The 17433-nt window shown below is 41.3% G+C and carries 6 protein-coding genes; all 6 read left to right on the top strand.

Features of this window, described 5'->3' with window-relative positions:
- Positions 1-46: 46 nt before the first annotated feature.
- The 6 genes from PUQ00_RS08380 (at position 47) to PUQ00_RS08355 (ending at position 17371) form a co-directional block, all read left to right on the top strand.
- Complete coding sequence (locus tag PUQ00_RS08380) at positions 47-1009, top strand: cupin-like domain-containing protein (protein WP_300415069.1); 963 nt, start codon at positions 47-49, stop codon at positions 1007-1009.
- Between the two features lie 61 nt (positions 1010-1070).
- Positions 1071-2621 (top strand): condensation domain-containing protein, encoded by a 1551-nt coding sequence (locus tag PUQ00_RS08375; protein WP_300415067.1) that lies wholly within the window; start codon positions 1071-1073, stop codon positions 2619-2621.
- Positions 2622-2640: 19 nt separating this feature from the next.
- On the top strand, positions 2641-3690 hold the full coding sequence (locus PUQ00_RS08370) for a TauD/TfdA family dioxygenase (protein ID WP_300415065.1): 1050 nt from the start codon (positions 2641-2643) through the stop codon (positions 3688-3690).
- Between the two features lie 19 nt (positions 3691-3709).
- Positions 3710-6949, top strand: coding sequence for an amino acid adenylation domain-containing protein (locus PUQ00_RS08365; protein ID WP_300415063.1), 3240 nt, complete (start codon positions 3710-3712; stop codon positions 6947-6949).
- A gap of 9 nt (positions 6950-6958) precedes the next feature.
- Complete coding sequence (locus PUQ00_RS08360) at positions 6959-11890, top strand: type I polyketide synthase (protein ID WP_300415061.1); 4932 nt, start codon at positions 6959-6961, stop codon at positions 11888-11890.
- 60 nt (positions 11891-11950) lie between these two features.
- Positions 11951-17371, top strand: coding sequence for a type I polyketide synthase (locus tag PUQ00_RS08355; RefSeq protein WP_300415059.1), 5421 nt, complete (start codon positions 11951-11953; stop codon positions 17369-17371).
- The last annotated feature ends 62 nt before the right edge of the window (positions 17372-17433 follow it).

Raw genomic sequence — 17433 nt, 5'->3', positions numbered from 1 at the left:
AAAAATTATTAAAGAATTTCAAATAAAGTAATCGACCAGACCTGATATGGCTATAAAATCTCTTTCTTTTTTCGACATTGTGAAGTTGAGTTTTGTCTTGATTGCATTGTTTGTTGCCACACTCCTAATCGTTTATCTACTCAAGAGGATGCGGCAAAAGAATAAATGCAAATTGGTATGGACATCTATTGATTTTGTTGAGCGTCGCAGTCATCTTTCATGTGATGAGTTTGTGGATAAATATGCCTCTGTTGGCAAACCTGTTATCATCACTGACGTGATGCAAGACTGGAAAGCCATGAAAAAGTGGAATTTGGATTTTTTCAAGTCGCATTACGGCTCAATTGAACACGTCGTAAAAAACGACAAAAATGAAGATCGGGCTTTCATGACTATTGCTGATTACATTGACTATATGAGTGTCGAAAATAGTGACGAATGTCTATATTTAGCTAATTGGGTAGTTTCTTATTACCCTGAACTTTTAGAAGACTACAAAGAACCGGTTTACTTTTCTAATTGGTTTCAAAGGCTACCAAGAAAACTTTTACAAAAATACGAATATGATAACCCAGAAATATTTATAGGTCATAAGGGTACATCGGTCGGTCTTCATAAAGATCCTAGTAGTTGTGCCGCTTGGTTGGGATTGATTTCTGGACGTAAAAAAATTATTTTCTTTACACCAGAGCAAAAAGATGTTTTGTACGAAGGAAAAGTAGATGCCTTCAATCCTAATTTAGAAAAGTTTCCACTTTACGCCAAAGCCAAGCCAGTGGAAGTCATACTTGAACCAGGAGAAATCATTTATATCCCGCCGAACTGGTGGCATCAAGTGAACAACCTAGAAAACAGCATCGGTATGGGAAATCTTTTTGTAAACGAATGGAACTCGGAAGTAGTCTTCCAATCTTTTGTTGAAGGGGGTTCTATCAAAGGTTATCTTCTACCATTAATTTTGGAGTTTCCTTGGTTGAGTAGATTTATGCTTGCTGTTGGTTTACTTTAAACCCAATACTTCTCAAACAATTAGCGTTTTTACATTTATTATTTGATATTGGTTTCTATAAATGAGTGACCTTTCCCAAAAAATTGCTGCTCTTTCCCCAGAGAAACTTAAGCTTCTTGCAAAACGGCTTAACCAGAAAAAAGGAGACATCTTCTTACGATCGCAAATAGTCCCTCAAAGTCGAGAGTCCAACTCCTTTCCCCTATCCTTTGCCCAGCAGCGCCTGTGGTTTCTCGACCAGTTGCAGCCTGGTCATAGTGCCTATAACATCTTCCAGTCCATGCGTCTGGTAGGATCGCTAAATGTGGGGGTGTTAGAGCAAAGCTTTCAAGAAGTGGTGAAGCGTCACGAAGTTTTAAGAACCACATTCACTACAGTGGATGGTCAATCAATACAAGTTATTGCTCCAACCCCTACTTTCAGACTATTATTGGTAAATTTGCAACAAGTTGCCATAGACAAGAGGGAAGTTGAGGTTCTGCGACTAGCTTATGAAGAAGCTCAATACTCCTTCAACTTAGCCAAAGTCCCCTTACTCCGAGTTACTCTACTGCGGCAAAGCGAGACAGATCATGTCCTATTGTTGACCATGCATCACATCATCTCTGATGGTTGGTCAATAGGCGTGCTTATTTGTGAAATCGCAGCCCTTTACGAAGCCTTTTGTCTGGGAAAACCCTCACCGCTTCCTCAACTATCTATCCAGTATGCAGATTTTGCCGTTTGGCAACGACAATGGTTACAAGGAGAGCAACTAGAAACTCAAGTTGCTTACTGGAAGCAGCAGTTGGGTGATCGCCTACCTACACTCGAACTACCCACTGACCGTCCCCGACCAAGAATTCAGACTTTCTCTGGAGCAAGGGAAGCTCTAATGTTACCCAAAACCTTATCCGAGAAGCTTAAAGCTCTGAATCAACGGCAAGGTGTTACGCTATTTATGATACTACTTGCAGCGTTTGGGACTTTGCTTTCCTGGTACACAGGGCAAGAAGATATCGTCGTGGGTACTGATATCGCCAACCGCAACCAAGCCGAGACCAAGAGATTGATTGGGTTCTTTGCCAACCAACTGGTATTGCGTACCGATTTATCAGGAAATCCTACCTTTCTAGAGTTATTAGAACGAGTTCGCGAAATGACCCTGGAAGCCTATGCTTACCAGGATCTGCCCTTTGACAAACTGGTAGATGCTCTGAATCCGAAACGGGAGTTGAATCGCTCACCATTGTTTCAGGTAAAGCTAGTTTTGGAAAATACCCAAACCCCGTCTTTAGAACTTTCAAATCTGACTATAAGCTCCTTAAAGGTCGAAAATAAAACAGTGCAGTTTGACTTACTCCTAGAGCTAAATGAGACAGAGAAAGGACTATTTGGTGTATGGGAATATAATACAGACCTATTTGACACTGCCAGTATTGCCCAGATGTCGAGAAATTTTGAAATGCTTTTAGGCAAGATTTCGACACATCCAGAAGCTAAATTGAATGAGCTAAAAACAATTCTTTCTGAAGCAGACAAGCAGCATAATCTCGCCCAAGAACAAGTTTATCAAAACACAATTAAACAAAAATTAATGAACGTTAAACGCAGAACTACTAGCAGATTATAAGCTTAAGGAAATACAATTTATGACAAAAACTGAATCTCAAGGATATAATATCAATCATTTAGGAACAGGAAGACGTAAGAGCGTCAATCTCTCGCCAGAAAACTTAATAAAAACAGAGTTTATTCAGTCTGACACTAACTTTCCTTTAGTGATCAAACCTAGCATAAAAGGTGTGAATCTGGAAAACTGGGCTGAGAACAATCGTAAATTTGTAAACACCGAATTATTAAAATATGGAGCTATCCTTTTTCGGGATTTCAAAGTTAAATCAGTAGAGGAATTAGAGCAAATCATCGCAGCTATTTGTGGAGAAGCAATGGAGTATCGTTATCGGGCATCTCCACGAACTCAAGTAGGCGGTAGAATTTATACTTCAACTGACTACCCTGCTGAACAAAGTATCTTTCCCCACAATGAACACGCATATTCTCTGACCTTTCCGTTAAAAATATTCTTCTTTTGTATGAGTCCAGCGCTGGAGGGAGGAGAAACTCCAATTGGTAGTTGTCGAAAAGTTTTTGAGCGGATTAATCCAACTATCCGCGATCGCTTTATTGAAAAGAAAGTGATGTATATGCGTAACTTTGGCGATGGATTTGGTCTTCCTTGGCAAACTGTATTTCAAACAACAGACAAAATAAAGGTAAAGGAGTATTGCCAAAGTCATGGAATTGAGGTTGAATGGAAAACAGGCGATCGCTTAAGAACTCGACAAGTTGGACCCGCTATTATCAAACATCCTCAGACCGGTGAAATGGTCTGGTTCAACCACGCGACTTTTTTCCACGTTTCCACTTTGGAACCAACAGTCCGCGATTCATTGTTGACAAATTTACAAGAACAAGACTTACCGACTAACACATATTACGGAGATGGTTCTCCAATAGAGCCATCAGTGTTAGCTCATCTGAGAGAAGCTTATCAACAGGAAATGGTCATCTTTTCCTGGCAAAAAGGAGATGTATTGATGTTGGACAATATGTTATCAATACATGCCCGCAAGCCATTTGTCCCTCCCAGAAAAATTTTAGTAGGAATGGCTGAACCGTATACTCCCCAATGCGTTTAATTGACATAGAGGTATAAATATGCAAGCAGAAAGTATGGAGGGGTTTCAACTTTCACCTCAGCAAGAGCATCTATGGTTGCTGGAACAAATTGATAAAAGTGAAGCGTATCGTAGCAATTGCGCGATTTTAATTGAAGGTAATCTCGATATAAATAACCTAGAATTGGCATTGCAAGATATTGTCGATCGCCATGAGATACTTCGTACCTATTTTCCTTGTCTACCTGGGATGACTCTTCCAGTGCAGGTAATTACAAACCACAAGTTAAAATTAGACACAAAGCACAATCTTAGTAGTTTGAATCCTCAACAACAAGAAGCTAAGATTGAAGCAATATATCAGCAATTTAACCAGTTGCCTTTTGACTATCAGCAAGGTTCAATTTTACAGACATCCCTGATAACTTTATCGCCAGAGAAACATCTGTTATTTCTCAGTTTACCTGCTCTTTGCGGAGATAATGCAAGTCTGATAAATCTCGTAGAAGAAATTGCCATTTTATATTCCAATCAATCGCCAAATAAGCTATCTGTAGAACCACTGCAATACGCAGATTTTTCGGAATGGCAAAATCAAATCCTTGAAGCAGAGGAAACAGCACTAGGAAGAAACTATTGGCGCAAGCAAGACTTTTCTGCTATTGAATATTTACAGCTTCCTGATGAAATCTCTCTTTCGGAAAAACAGAAATTTGAACCAAAATTATTAAGTTCAATAATTGCACCTGAACTAATAGTAAAAATTGAAGTTTTAGCTCAGAAGTATAATACATCTGCTTCTATATTTTATTTAACTTGCTGGTTGATTCTGCTTTGGCGACTTATTGGACAATCCAAGATAATAGTTAGCAACGCTGTTGATGGCAGGAAATATAATGAACTAAAAAACGCATTAGGGCTGTTTGCTAAATACTTACCAGTTCGTTGTGATCTAGAAGATAATTTCCAGTTTAGTCAAGTTATACAGGAGATTCATAAATCTGTAGAATCTATCTACAAATGGCAAGATGGTTTTACTTGGGAACAAATATCATCCGATACCAAATCAGAGAACTTGTCTTTTTTACCTTTTGGCTTTGATTTTCAATCAGAAGATAGAAAGTATTTTGCAGATAGTATAATATTTACAATTTCCCAGCGTTACACCTGCATTGAACGTTTTAAAATAAAGCTCTATTGTCAGCAAAGGGATGATTTAATAAATACAGAATTTCATTATGATTCTAACCTATTTTGTGCAAACGATATTGAAAGATTAGCAGAGCAATTTCACAAGTTAGTAGAAAGTGCTGTAAATAATCCAGAAGCTGTAATCAGTGAATTAGAAATTTTAAGCGATCGCACCCGACATAAACTTCTAATTGAGTTCAACCAAACACAGGCTGATTATCCTCAAGATAAGTGTATTCACCACTTATTTGAAGAACAAGCAGAGCGAACACCAAACAATATTGCTGTTACATTTTCTGACCAGAAACTTACCTATCGTGAATTAAACGCTCGTGCCAATCAAATGGCTCACTACCTCCAAAGGTTAGGAGTTGGAAAAGAGGTAATGGTGGGAATTTGTATCGAGCGATCCCTCGAAATGATTGTTGGGATTTTAGGTATTCTCAAAGCTGGTGGAGCTTATATTCCACTCGACCCCAATTATCCGTCAGAGCGTTTAGCCTTCATATTAGAAGATACCAAAACACCAGTATTATTGACTCAGCAACGACTGCTTTCGGGTTTACCAACCCATAACGCCCAAACAATTTGCTTGGATACAGCTTGGGAAATTATTGCTCAGGAGAGTCAAGAAAATCTCTCGCTCAAAACCCATAGTGAAAACTTAGCTTATGTCATTTACACCTCTGGTTCTACAGGCAAACCTAAAGGAGTGCAGATTGCACATCGCCATTTAGTAAACTCTACAACTGCTCGGATTACTTACTATCAAGAACCCGTTAGCAGCTTCCTATTACTTTCTTCCTTTGCTTTCGATAGTTCTGTGGCGGGTATTTTTTGGACTCTTTGTTCTGGAGGGATTCTTTGTCTTCCCCAAGAAGGGTTGCAATTGGACATTCCAAAACTATTAGAGTTAATCGTTGAAAATCATGTTTCCCATTTATTAAGCCTTCCATCTTTGTATACTATTTTATTGGAGGAGGCCAAACCCGAACAATTAACATCACTCCGTATCGTCATTGTTGCTGGTGAATCTTGTCCAGCAGAGTTAGTACAACGTCATCACCAATTGCCATCAAAACCATCTTTATTTAATGAGTATGGGCCAACAGAAGGCACAGTTTGGAGCAGTGTATACCATTGTGGCTCTCAACAAACCAAAGGGCAAGTATCGATTGGTCAACCCATTGCTAATACGCAGATTTATCTACTTAACTCTCATTTGCAACCTGTTCCTGTTGGCGTTATCGGCGAAGTTTATATCAGTGGTGATGGTTTAGCAAGAGGCTATCTCAACCAAGCTGCCTTAACTAGCGAAAAGTTCATTCCTAACCCATTTAGCGATCGCCCAGGAATGCGCCTTTACAAAACGGGAGATTTAGCCCGTTATCTGAGCGATCGCAACATTGAATTTCTGGGAAGGCTTGACCAGCAGGTTAAAATCCGGGGTTATCGTATAGAACTGGGAGAGATTGAAGCGGTACTGGATCAACATCCACAGGTGCGGGAGGCTGTAGTTATAGCCCAGAAGCAGGAACTTCAGGATATACGCCTCGTGGCATATCTGGTTGCTAACCAGCAGCCAGTTCCTCTCATTAATGAACTTCGTCGCTATTTGTTGGATCATCTGCCTGAATATATGGTAGCGTCAGCTTTTGTTCTGCTCAAGGAAATGCCACTGTTGCCCAACGGCAAGGTAGATCGTCGAGTACTACCCGATCAGCCCCAGCTGAATCTGGAAGAAAACTTTGTGGCTCCTGAGACTGAACTTGAGCAAACTATTGCTATAATTTGGCAAGAAGTACTTCACGTCGAGAAAGTAGGCATTGATCACAATTTCTTCGATCTTGGCGGTCATTCATTGCTGATGGTTCAGGTACACAGCAAACTGTATCAAACTCTTAATAAAGAGATATCAATTGTTGAAATGTTTCAATATCCAACGATTAGTGCATTGGCGAAACATTTAAGTCAACAATTAGCAGAAAAACCTGATTTACAACCAAGTCACGATTTAGTTAATACTCGTAGAGAATCAAAGAAACAACAAAGACAACTCCGACAAAAACATCAAGAAAAAAGCCATTAGGAGGAGACTATGATGAATCAACCAAATGCATTTGATAGCCTCGATGAGATAGCGATCGTTGGTATGGCTGGTCGTTTTTCTAAAGCCAAAAATATCGAACAGTTTTGGCAGAATCTCCGAGATGGTGTCGAGTCTATTTCTTTTTTCAGTGATCAAGAATTATTGTCTTCTGGAATTGACCCAGCGATGCTGAGTCAACCTCAGTATGTAAAAGCAGGATCTGTATTAGAAGATATTGATTTATTTGATGCTTCATTCTTTGATTTTTCTGCGAAAGAAGCCCAAATCACTGATCCACAACACCGTTTATTCCTGGAGTGTGCTTGGGAAGCTTTGGAAGGCGCTGGCTACGATTCGGAAATATATACAGGTCGGATTGGTGTTTACGCTGGTGTCAGTTTAAATACTTACTTTTTGACAAACCTTTATACACAACCTCAAATTATAGAATCAGTCGGCAGTTACCGAATTTCGATTGGAAATAGTCCAGATTTTCTGCCTACATATATCTCATATAAATTAAATCTTAAGGGGCCAAGCATTAACGTCCAAACGGCCTGCTCGACTTCATTAGTTGCCGTTCATTTAGCTTGCCAAAGCTTACTAAATGGCGAAAGTGACATCGCTTTGGCAGGTGGCGTTTCGCTCCAAGTGCCACACAAAACTGGTTATCGCTATCAGCAAGGGGGAATTATGTCTCCCGATGGACACTGCCGTGCTTTTGATGCCAAAGCTCAAGGAACTATTAGCGGCAACGGCGTGGGTATTGTAGTTCTCAAGCGGTTAGAAGATGCTTTAGCAGATGGAGATTGTATTCATGCTGTGATTAAAGGTTCAGCTATTAACAATGATGGGTCTTTGAAAGTTGGTTTTACGGCTCCTAGTGTAGATGGGCAAGCAAAAGTAATTGCCGAGGCTCTTGCAATGGCTAGGGTTGAATCGGAGGCAATTAGCTATGTAGAGACTCATGGCACCGGTACAGTTTTAGGCGATCCGATTGAAATTGCCGCGCTGACACAAGCTTTTCGCCCCACAGATAAAAAGAACTATTGTGCGTTCGCGAAGCGTGCATATTGTGCAATCGCTTCAGTAAAAACCAATATCGGACACCTAGATGCTGCGGCTGGTGTTGCTAGTTTAATCAAGACTGTTCTCGCACTCAAACACCAGCAGATACCACCTAGCTTGCACTTTCAGCAGCCCAATCCCCAGATTGATTTTGCTAACAGCCCCTTTTATGTTAACCACAAGCTTTCAGAATGGAAGTCAAACGGTACTCCTCGCCGTGCGGGGGTTAGTTCCTTTGGGATTGGCGGTACCAATGCTCATATAATTCTTGAAGAAGCTCCTGCTGTTGAAACTTCTGGTTCTTCTCGTCCTTGGCAACTATTGCTGCTTTCTGCTAAGACCAATTCTGCACTAGAAACTGCAACGGAAAACTTAGTAAAGCACTTAAAGCAACATTCTGAACTCAACTTAGCCGATATTGCTTATACCCTGAAACTAGGTCGAAGGGCTTTTAGCGATCGCCGGATGTTGGTTTGTCAAAACCTTAACGATATAGTCACAGTCTTAGAAACGCCTGTTTCGGAAAGGGTTTTCACCAAATTCACCGAACCATCTGGGCAACAGATTGCATTTATGTTCCCCGGACAGGGTGCCCAGTATGTGGACATGGGTAGAGAATTATACGAGACTGAGACAATTTTCCGCAAACAGATTGATTACTGTTGTGAATTTCTCAAATCTTATCTGAAGTTAGACCTGCGGACATTATTGTATCTACATCAGCGAACGGAAGCGCCAACACAGCAACTACAACAAACTCATATTACCCAAAGCGCAGTATTTATAGTTGAGTACGCCTTGGCTCAGTTGTGGATGGCTTGGGGTATACGTCCGAATGCAATGATTGGTCACAGCATTGGCGAATATGTCGCAGCCTGCATTGCTGGTGTGTTCTCCTTAGAAGACGCATTGATACTCGTAGCCAAACGAGGACAACTGATGCAGCAGCTTCCATCGGGAACAATGATGGCTGTTTCACTACCAGAGCAAAAAATCCAACCCATTCTAGGAGAAAAACTCTCTTTAGCTGCAATCAACGCCCCAGATATGTGCGTAGTTTCTGGATTGGAAGAAGCGGTTGATGATTTACAAAAACGATTGACTGAGGAAGGTGTGGACTGTCGCCCTCTGCATACTTCCCATGCTTTTCATTCCCAAATGATGGACTCGATTCTGTTACCATTCCAGGAACAGGTTAGCAAAATTAGCCTTAATTCTCCAAAAATTCCTTTTGTGTCTAACGTCACCGGCACTTGGATAACCCCAGCACAAGCAACAGACCCGAAATACTGGGTAAAACATTTACGCCAAACAGTGCGTTTTAGCGAGGGAATTGCCGAATTGCTGCAACAGCCAAAGCGAATTCTTTTAGAGGTTGGGCCAGGGCGGACATTAAGTACCTTAGCTAACAAGCAAAAAGCAGCCCAGCAGGTAGTTCTTTCTTCACTAAGACATCCACAGCAACAACAATCAGATGTGGCGTTTTTACTAAATACATTGGGTAGACTCTGGCTAGAGGGAATAAATGTGGATTGGTCAGAATTTTATGCTCATGAAGAACGTCATCGAATTCCCTTGCCAACATATCCTTTTGAGCGAAAAAGATACTGGATTGAGCCTATTTTAGCTAATGATCACAATCCATCCTCTAAAAAGGAAATTTCTGTGTCTCAACCAGAAGATGTGATCATCAACTCAATCAAAGCTCCAGATCCGCAAATAGTCAACCAAAAATCCGAGAAACTCATCAACTCAATCAAAGCTCCAGATTCACAAATAGTCAACCAAAAATCCGAGAAACCTATAGCAAATACAGCCATTGAACAGATCATTTCACAGCATCTTCAGGTTATGTCTAAACTAATAGACTTATTACCACAGGGAAGTTTAGCCAGAGAAGTTGTGCCTTCATTGGCAGCTATCCATCAAGATGGGCAAATTGCTCAAACCTCAACTAATGGCTCTGCATTTACTAAGGCAGACTCTGAACAACAAATCAAAGACCGGAAATTTGCTTCCCAACAAATCGAAAAAGAATCGATGATGTTGAGTCCCCGCCAGCAGAAACATCTAGATGCTTTAATTGCACGTTTTGTCAAGCGTACCCAAGAATCTAAAAGACTCACCCAAACTTATCGTTCTTGCCATGCCAATAGCAGGGCAGTATCAGGGTTCTTTCCGTTTATTAAGGAGATGATATATCCAATCCATGCAGAGCGTGGCGAGGGTGCTAGACTCTGGGATGTCGATGGCAACGAATATGTAGACATTTCAATGGGGTTTGGTACGCTTTTATTTGGTCATTCGCCATCTTTTGCGATCGCAGCCATCCAAGAGCAGAGCAAGCAAGGTATACTAAATGGCCCACAATCGCGTCTTGCAGGTCAGCTAGCTGAGTTAATTTGCCAGTTGACAGGTGCGGAACGGACAGCCTTTTGTAACGATGGCACAGAAGCAGTGATGGGGGCTGTACGCATAGCACGTTCTGTTACAGGACGCTCAAAAATTGCTTTATTTGCTGGTTCTTATCACGGCGGTTCTGACGGAGTTTTGGTCAAAGGAGTAACAACCAATGACGGAAAGCTGCGTTCTGTCCCGATGACTTCAGGTATTCCATCATACTTGGCTGAGGATGTGATGGTGCTGGAGTACGGTACCTCCGAATCTCTCAACATTCTTAAAGACCATGCTCATAATTTAGCAGCGATTTTAGTTGAACCAATACAAAGCAGTCGCCCAGATTTTCAGCCTAAAGAGTTTCTATTTCAACTCAGACAATTAACCCAAGAAACTGGAACTGTTTTAATTTTCGATGAGGTAGTTACTGGCTTTCGGATGCACCCAGGCGGTATTCAGGCTTTATGGGGTATTCAAGCAGATATCACAACTTATGGTAAAGCTGTTGCTGCTGGCATCCCTATTGGGGTAGTGGCTGGCAAAGCTGCTTTCATGGATGCATTGGATGGAGGTATGTGGAACTATGGAGATGAGTCTTACCCCCAGGTGAAAACAACTTTTTTCGCTGGTACTTTTTTCAAACATCCTCTCGTCATGGCTGTCGCCTGGGCTACACTCAATCACATTAAAAACAATGGTTCCAAACTTCAGGAGGAGTTAAATCAACGCACAACACAATTAGCCGAGACTCTTAATAGTTACTTTGAACAAAAGCAAGTACCAATTCGAGTTGTTAATTTTGGCTCACTCTTTCGTTTTAATTGCCAGACTCAACTTAGTAATTTACTTTTCTATCACTTACTTGCAAAAGGGATTTATGTCTGGGAAGGACGCACTCTATATCTATCTACCGCTCATACTGATGAAGACATTGAACAGGTGATTAAGGCGGTCAAGGAAAGCATAGTTGAAATGCAAGAAGGAGGATTTTTTCCATCTGAACAGATTTCAACAAATGGCGGACAGATGACGACCAATCAAACTTTGACAAGCTCATCCTTAAACTTAGTTACTGAATCCCTGCCGGTTACTTCAAATGCAAAGTCAAAGTCTGCTGATGAGTTGTTTGAAACCCTGGTTGAGCAAATACCTGATGCTTTGGAGAATACTTATGCTGCTTCCCGTAAAAAGGTTGAGAACACCATTGCTAACACTTGGCAAGAACTCTTTGGTTTTGACAACGTGAACATTCACGATAACTTCTTTGATTTAGGTGGTGATTCTCTAACAGCCCTTCAGGCTATTTCTCTGTTAAATAAAAAATTAGACGTTGACATTCCTATAGAGAGTATTTACGAAGCACCAACTATAAACTCCCTTGCGAATATTATCTGCCCGCAACAGAAGGAAATCCTTTCTGCTAAACAAAGTATTTCTCGTGGTCAAAGACGAAGAGAAAAAATAAGTGAACGATAGTACTATATATAAAATCAAAAAATAGATCCTACTAATTAGTAATTAATAAAAATATAAATTATGATCAACAAATTAGAAAAAATTAATGACGTAGATGAGGCAGATGTAGCTGTTGTCGGTCTATCTGGGCGGTTTCCCAAAGCCCAGAATATTGAACAGTTTTGGCAAAATCTGCGAGATGGAGTAGAATCAACTTCATTTTTTTCTACTCAAGAATTAGAGTCTGCGGGTATAGACTCTGCAACCCTCAGTAACCCCAACTATGTAAAAGCAGCAGTTCCACTAGAACATATAGATTTGTTTGATGCGTCATTCTTTGGCTATAATCCCAGAGACGCTGAAATTATGGATCCCCAACACCGCATTTTTTTGGAGTGTGCGTGTGTTGCTCTTGAAAATGCTGGCTATAACCCCCAAACCTACTCTGGTTCAATAGGGGTTTACGCTGGTTCAACTATAAGTAATTATTTATTCAATCTTTATTCAAACCCCAACATTAGAGAATTAGCAAGCGATGTGGAAATTAGTCTGGGAAATCATCCCGATTATCTTCCCATGCGTGTCTCTTTCAAATTAAATCTAACTGGGCCAAGTTATGCAGTTCAAACTTCGTGCTCCACTTCTTTAGTTGCCGTCCACGTTGCCTGCCAAAGCTTGCTCAATTACGAATGTGATATGGCCTTAGCGGGTGGTATTTCAATATTAGATATGCAACCAAAAGGTGGCTATCTCTATGAAGAAGATGGGGTTTTGTCTCCTGACGGACATTGCCGCGCCTTTGATGCTAAGGCAAAGGGAACTATTTTCGGTAGCGGTGTAGGAATTGTGGTTCTCAAGAGGTTAAAAGATGCTCTTGCTGATGGCGATCGCATTCATGCAATAATTAAAGGCTCTGCTGTCAATAATGACGGTTCTTTGAAAGCCGGATTCACAGCTCCGAGTGTAGAAGGTCAAACGGAGGTGATTGCAGAAGCGATCGCTGCTGCTGGGGTAAAAGCTGATACTATCACTTACGTAGAGGCTCACGGGACAGGAACACCACTAGGCGATCCTATAGAAATTAAAGCTTTGACAAAAGCTTTTCGTACCAGTACACTCAAGCGTGGTTTCTGTGCGATCGGTTCAGTGAAAACCAATGTTGGGCATCTAGATGCGGCTGCCGGGATCGCAGGCTTAATCAAAACTATCTTGGCTCTCAAACACAAACAAATACCACCAAGCTTACATTGTGAGCAGCCCAATCCCCAGATCGACTTTGCTAATAGTCCCTTTTATGTAAATACCACACTGGCGGAATGGAAATCGGGCATAATTCCTCGTCGGGCTGGAATTACTTCACTTGGTTTTGGTGGAACTAACGCCCATGTCATTCTTGAAGAAGCCCCTGATATCGAAGCATCTAACGCTGGGCGAACTCATAAGTTGTTAATGCTGTGTGCAAAAACCAGCTCTGCTTTAGAAACCGCCACAGTAAATCTGACAAATCATCTTAAGCAGCATCCCGATTTGAATCTGGCTGATGTGGCTTACACTCTCCAAGTTGGTCGTCAAACTTTCAACCATCGCCGGATACTGGTGTGTGATGATATTGATCATGCAGTTGAGGCACTGCATACTCTAGAAGCTCAACGAGTTTTCACCCACTACCAACAACCCTGTAATCGACCCACTATATTTATGTTTCCTGGACAGGGAGCGCAGTATGTGAATATGGGGCGGGAATTGTACCACAGCGAACCCCAATTTACTGAGGAAGTTGATCACTGCTGCCTGATTCTAAAACCTCACTTGGGGTTGGATTTACGAGATATTCTCTATCCCAGCGAAGCACAAATTGAAACAGCTACAAAGCAATTAAAACAAACTTCTATTACCGAAAGTGCGCTATTTGTCATTGAGTACGCCCTGTCAAAATTGTGGATGGCTTGGGGTGTGCTACCAGAAGCGATGATTGGTAACAGCATTGGGGAATATGTGGCAGCAACTCTTTCCGGGGTTTTCTCCCTCAAAGATGCTTTAGCGCTAGTAGCTGCCAGAGGACGACTGATGCAGCAACTTCCAACAGGTGCGATGCTCTCGGTTCAACTTTCTGAACAAGAGGTGCAACCCCTGCTCCCAAAAGAGCTTTCTCTTGCGGCAATCAATGATCCTTCATTATGTGTTGTTTCTGGTTCGACAGATATCATTGATAAATTGCAGCAGCAACTACTGGAGAAAGACATAGGCTGTCGAAAGCTGCATATATCTCATGCTTTTCATTCTCAGATGATGGATTCCATCATTGAGCCATATACAAAGTTATTACAAAAAGTCAAGCGAAATCGCCCCCAAATTCCATTTATCTCTAACGTAAGTGGGACTTGGATTACCACAGTACAGGCAACAGACCCTGACTATTGGGCAAGGCATCTACGGCAAACTGTGCGCTTTAGCGAAGGGATGACTGAATTACTTAAAGAACCAGAGCGAATCTTGCTAGAGGTTGGCCCAGGACAGACATTGAGTACCTTCGCCAAACAGCATAATAATTTGGAACCTGTGGTGCTGACTTCAATCCGCCATCCCCAGGAGCAACAGTCAGATGTAGCCTTTTTACTCAGTACTTTGGGTCGCCTCTGGCTTTGCGGAGTTCAAGTAGACTGGTTTGGCTTTTACGCGAACGAACAACGTTATCGCCTTCCCCTACCAACATATCCATTTGAGCGTCAGCGTTACTGGATTTCGCCACCAGCACAGCCTCGCGATGTCCGCGCAAAAGTGTCATTGAGTAAAAAGCCGGATATCGCCGACTGGTTCTACCTACCTTTTTGGAAGCAATCTGCACCTCCAGGGTTGATTGGTAAAGAAGACTTGGCAGAGCAAAAGTTCTGCACGCTTGTATTTATCGATGAGTGCGGCTTGGGTTCTCAAATAATAAAACGACTCGAACAGCAGGGACAAGATGCGATCACAATCCAAATCGGCTCCAAATTCTCCAAACTAAGGGAATGTCCACGCCTATATACCCTCAATCCTCGACAAAGTAATGATTACGATGCCTTGCTCAATGAACTTATAGCACAAAATAAGATCCCCAAAACAATTATTCATTTATGGAGTGTCACACCAGACTACCGCGCAGAATCAGAACTTGAGTGGTTTGACAGCGCTCAATATTTGGGATTCTACAGCCTGTTGTTTCTCACCCAGGCACTTGGAAAACAGAATTGGACTGATAATCAAATCACAGTTATCTCCAATAACATACAGTCAGTAACAGCAGAAGAAATGTTGTGCCCAGAGAAAGCGACTGTACTCGGGCCTGTTAAAGTCATTCCTCAAGAATACTCAAACGTCAGCTGTCGTAGCATTGATGTTGTTCTTCCAAAACCAGGAAGTTGGCAAGAGGAGAAACTTGTAGATTATTTACTGGACGAACTACAAACTAAATCCTCGGAGTTCGTTATAGCCTACCGTGGTCTGAATCGTTGGGTGCAAAATTTTGAGCCAGTGCGATTGTTAGAAGCTAAAGGAAAAACATCAAGATTACGCAACGGCGGAGTCTACTTAATTACTGAGGGTCTGGGAAATATTGGACTGATACTGGCAAAGTCTCTAGCCCAGACAGTGCAGGTAAAACTGGTGTTGATTGGACAGAAGAATCTTCCAGAAAAAGGTGAATGGTTCGCGTGGTTGGAAACTCATGATGATCGAGATGAGGTGAGCTACAAAATCAGGAAAGTGCAGGCTTTAGAGGAGTTAGGAGCCGAAGTTTTAGTTTTGAGCGCAGACGTGAGCAACTCCGAACAAATGGAAAGAGCGATCGCGTTTGTTACTGAGCATTTTGGCGACATACACGGTGTTATTTACGCACCAGAAATTGTGGAGGAAAACTCACAAAAATCTGTTCAAGAAATTTCTCAAACTGATTCCCAGTGTCAATTTAAATCAAAAGCTGATGAATTATTCGTACTAGAAAAAGTTTTGCAGGGGAGAGAACTTGATTTTTATCTGTTGATATCTTCTTTATCATCCATTTTGGGAGGATTAAGATCTGTCGCTTATTCAGCAGCGAACATCTTTATGGATATTTTTGCTCAAAAACAAAATCAAACAAATCCCGTCCCCTGGATTAGTGTTAATTGGGAACGCTGGCGATTTGGAGAAGAAAACACAACTAGTAGAACAACATTATCTGAATTATTTATCACACCAGAAGAAGGCATAAAAGCTTTTCAACGTATTTTAAAAAGTGGTAAAATCACTCAAGTTGTTCTCTCCACAGGAGATTTACAAGCTAGGTTCGATCAATGGCTGAAGCTAAAATCTTTAGGCGATGTTGAGCAGACCTCTTTTGCTGGGGACGGAAAAGAGAAATTAGCTTCAACAAGTCTTGCTAGGATACTCCATCCCCGCCCGAATATCGGAAATGATTATGTTGCTCCTCGCACTTATATTGAACAAACCCTTGCTCATATCTGGCAAGAAATTCTTTGTATTGAGAATTTAGGCATCAACGACGACTTTTTTGAGCTTGGGGGACACTCGCTTTTAGCTGTACACTTAATAGCAAAAATTAATAAACAGTTTGGTAAAAATATTCAATTATCTGCCATTTTCCAAAGTCCAACTATCAAACAGTTAGCAATTCTGCACGAGCAGGCTAATTACCAAACCTCGTCCCCCTTAGTCGCAATTCAACCTCAAGGTTCCAAGCCACCTCTGTTTTTTGTGCATCCAGTAGGTGGGAATATTCTCTGCTACTACGAATTGTCACTTCATTTGAGTTCAGATCAACCATTCTACGGGCTGCAAGCACTAGGTTTAAATGGGGAATCGCAGCCTTATACGCGGATAGAAGATATGGCAGCTAAGTATATTGAAGCACTACGCGAGATTCAGCCGAATGGCCCATATTTTCTGGGAGGTTGGTCTATGGGCGGTATTGTCGCTTTTGAAATGGCAACTCAGTTACTAAGACATGGCGATCAAGTTAATATGCTTGCTATGCTAGACAGCCCGGCACCAGTTAACAGTGAGCAAATTGCAAAGATTGATGACTACAACGATGTCAAAATATTAGTCGATTTTGCCATAGATATGGCACAGTCTGCTGGCAAAAACCTATCAGGTTCGGTTGAGCAACTTCAGGGACTGACGCTGGACGAGCAATTAAACTATTTTTTAGAGCAAGCAAGGATAGTTAACCTCGTCCCTTGGGATTTTGAACTAGAACAGCTTCGTTGTCTTCTGAAAGTTTTTAAGAATAACGTACTCGCTCTACAAAGCTATACACCACAAGTTTATCCAAACCAAATTATATACTTTCATGCAAGCGATGAAGTATCTAATGAATTTTCTAATCCAACTTTAATTTGGGGTAGACTTTCAGGCAAGCCAATAGAGATTATTACTATCCCTAGCAATCATTACACAATCATCACCAAGCCTCATATCCAGACTCTTTTAGACTATTTGAATGTTTTTATGAATCAGATTTAAAACAAACAGAATGAATTATTAACAAAAAAATGCTAGTTGAGTCGGAAATAAATGTTAAAAAA

The organism is Nostoc sp. S13 (assembly GCF_029379315.1).
Lineage (GTDB): Bacteria > Cyanobacteriota > Cyanobacteriia > Cyanobacteriales > Nostocaceae > Nostoc.
This window is presented reverse-complemented; position numbering and strand designations above follow the sequence as displayed.

Coding starts and splice junctions, on each gene's coding strand:
- PUQ00_RS08355 (WP_300415059.1), top strand. CDS start 11,951: ATGATCAACAAATTAGAAAAAATTAATGACGTAGATGAGGCAGATGTA.
- PUQ00_RS08375 (WP_300415067.1), top strand. CDS start 1,071: ATGAGTGACCTTTCCCAAAAAATTGCTGCTCTTTCCCCAGAGAAACTT.
- PUQ00_RS08380 (WP_300415069.1), top strand. CDS start 47: ATGGCTATAAAATCTCTTTCTTTTTTCGACATTGTGAAGTTGAGTTTT.
- PUQ00_RS08360 (WP_300415061.1), top strand. CDS start 6,959: ATGATGAATCAACCAAATGCATTTGATAGCCTCGATGAGATAGCGATC.
- PUQ00_RS08365 (WP_300415063.1), top strand. CDS start 3,710: ATGCAAGCAGAAAGTATGGAGGGGTTTCAACTTTCACCTCAGCAAGAG.
- PUQ00_RS08370 (WP_300415065.1), top strand. CDS start 2,641: ATGACAAAAACTGAATCTCAAGGATATAATATCAATCATTTAGGAACA.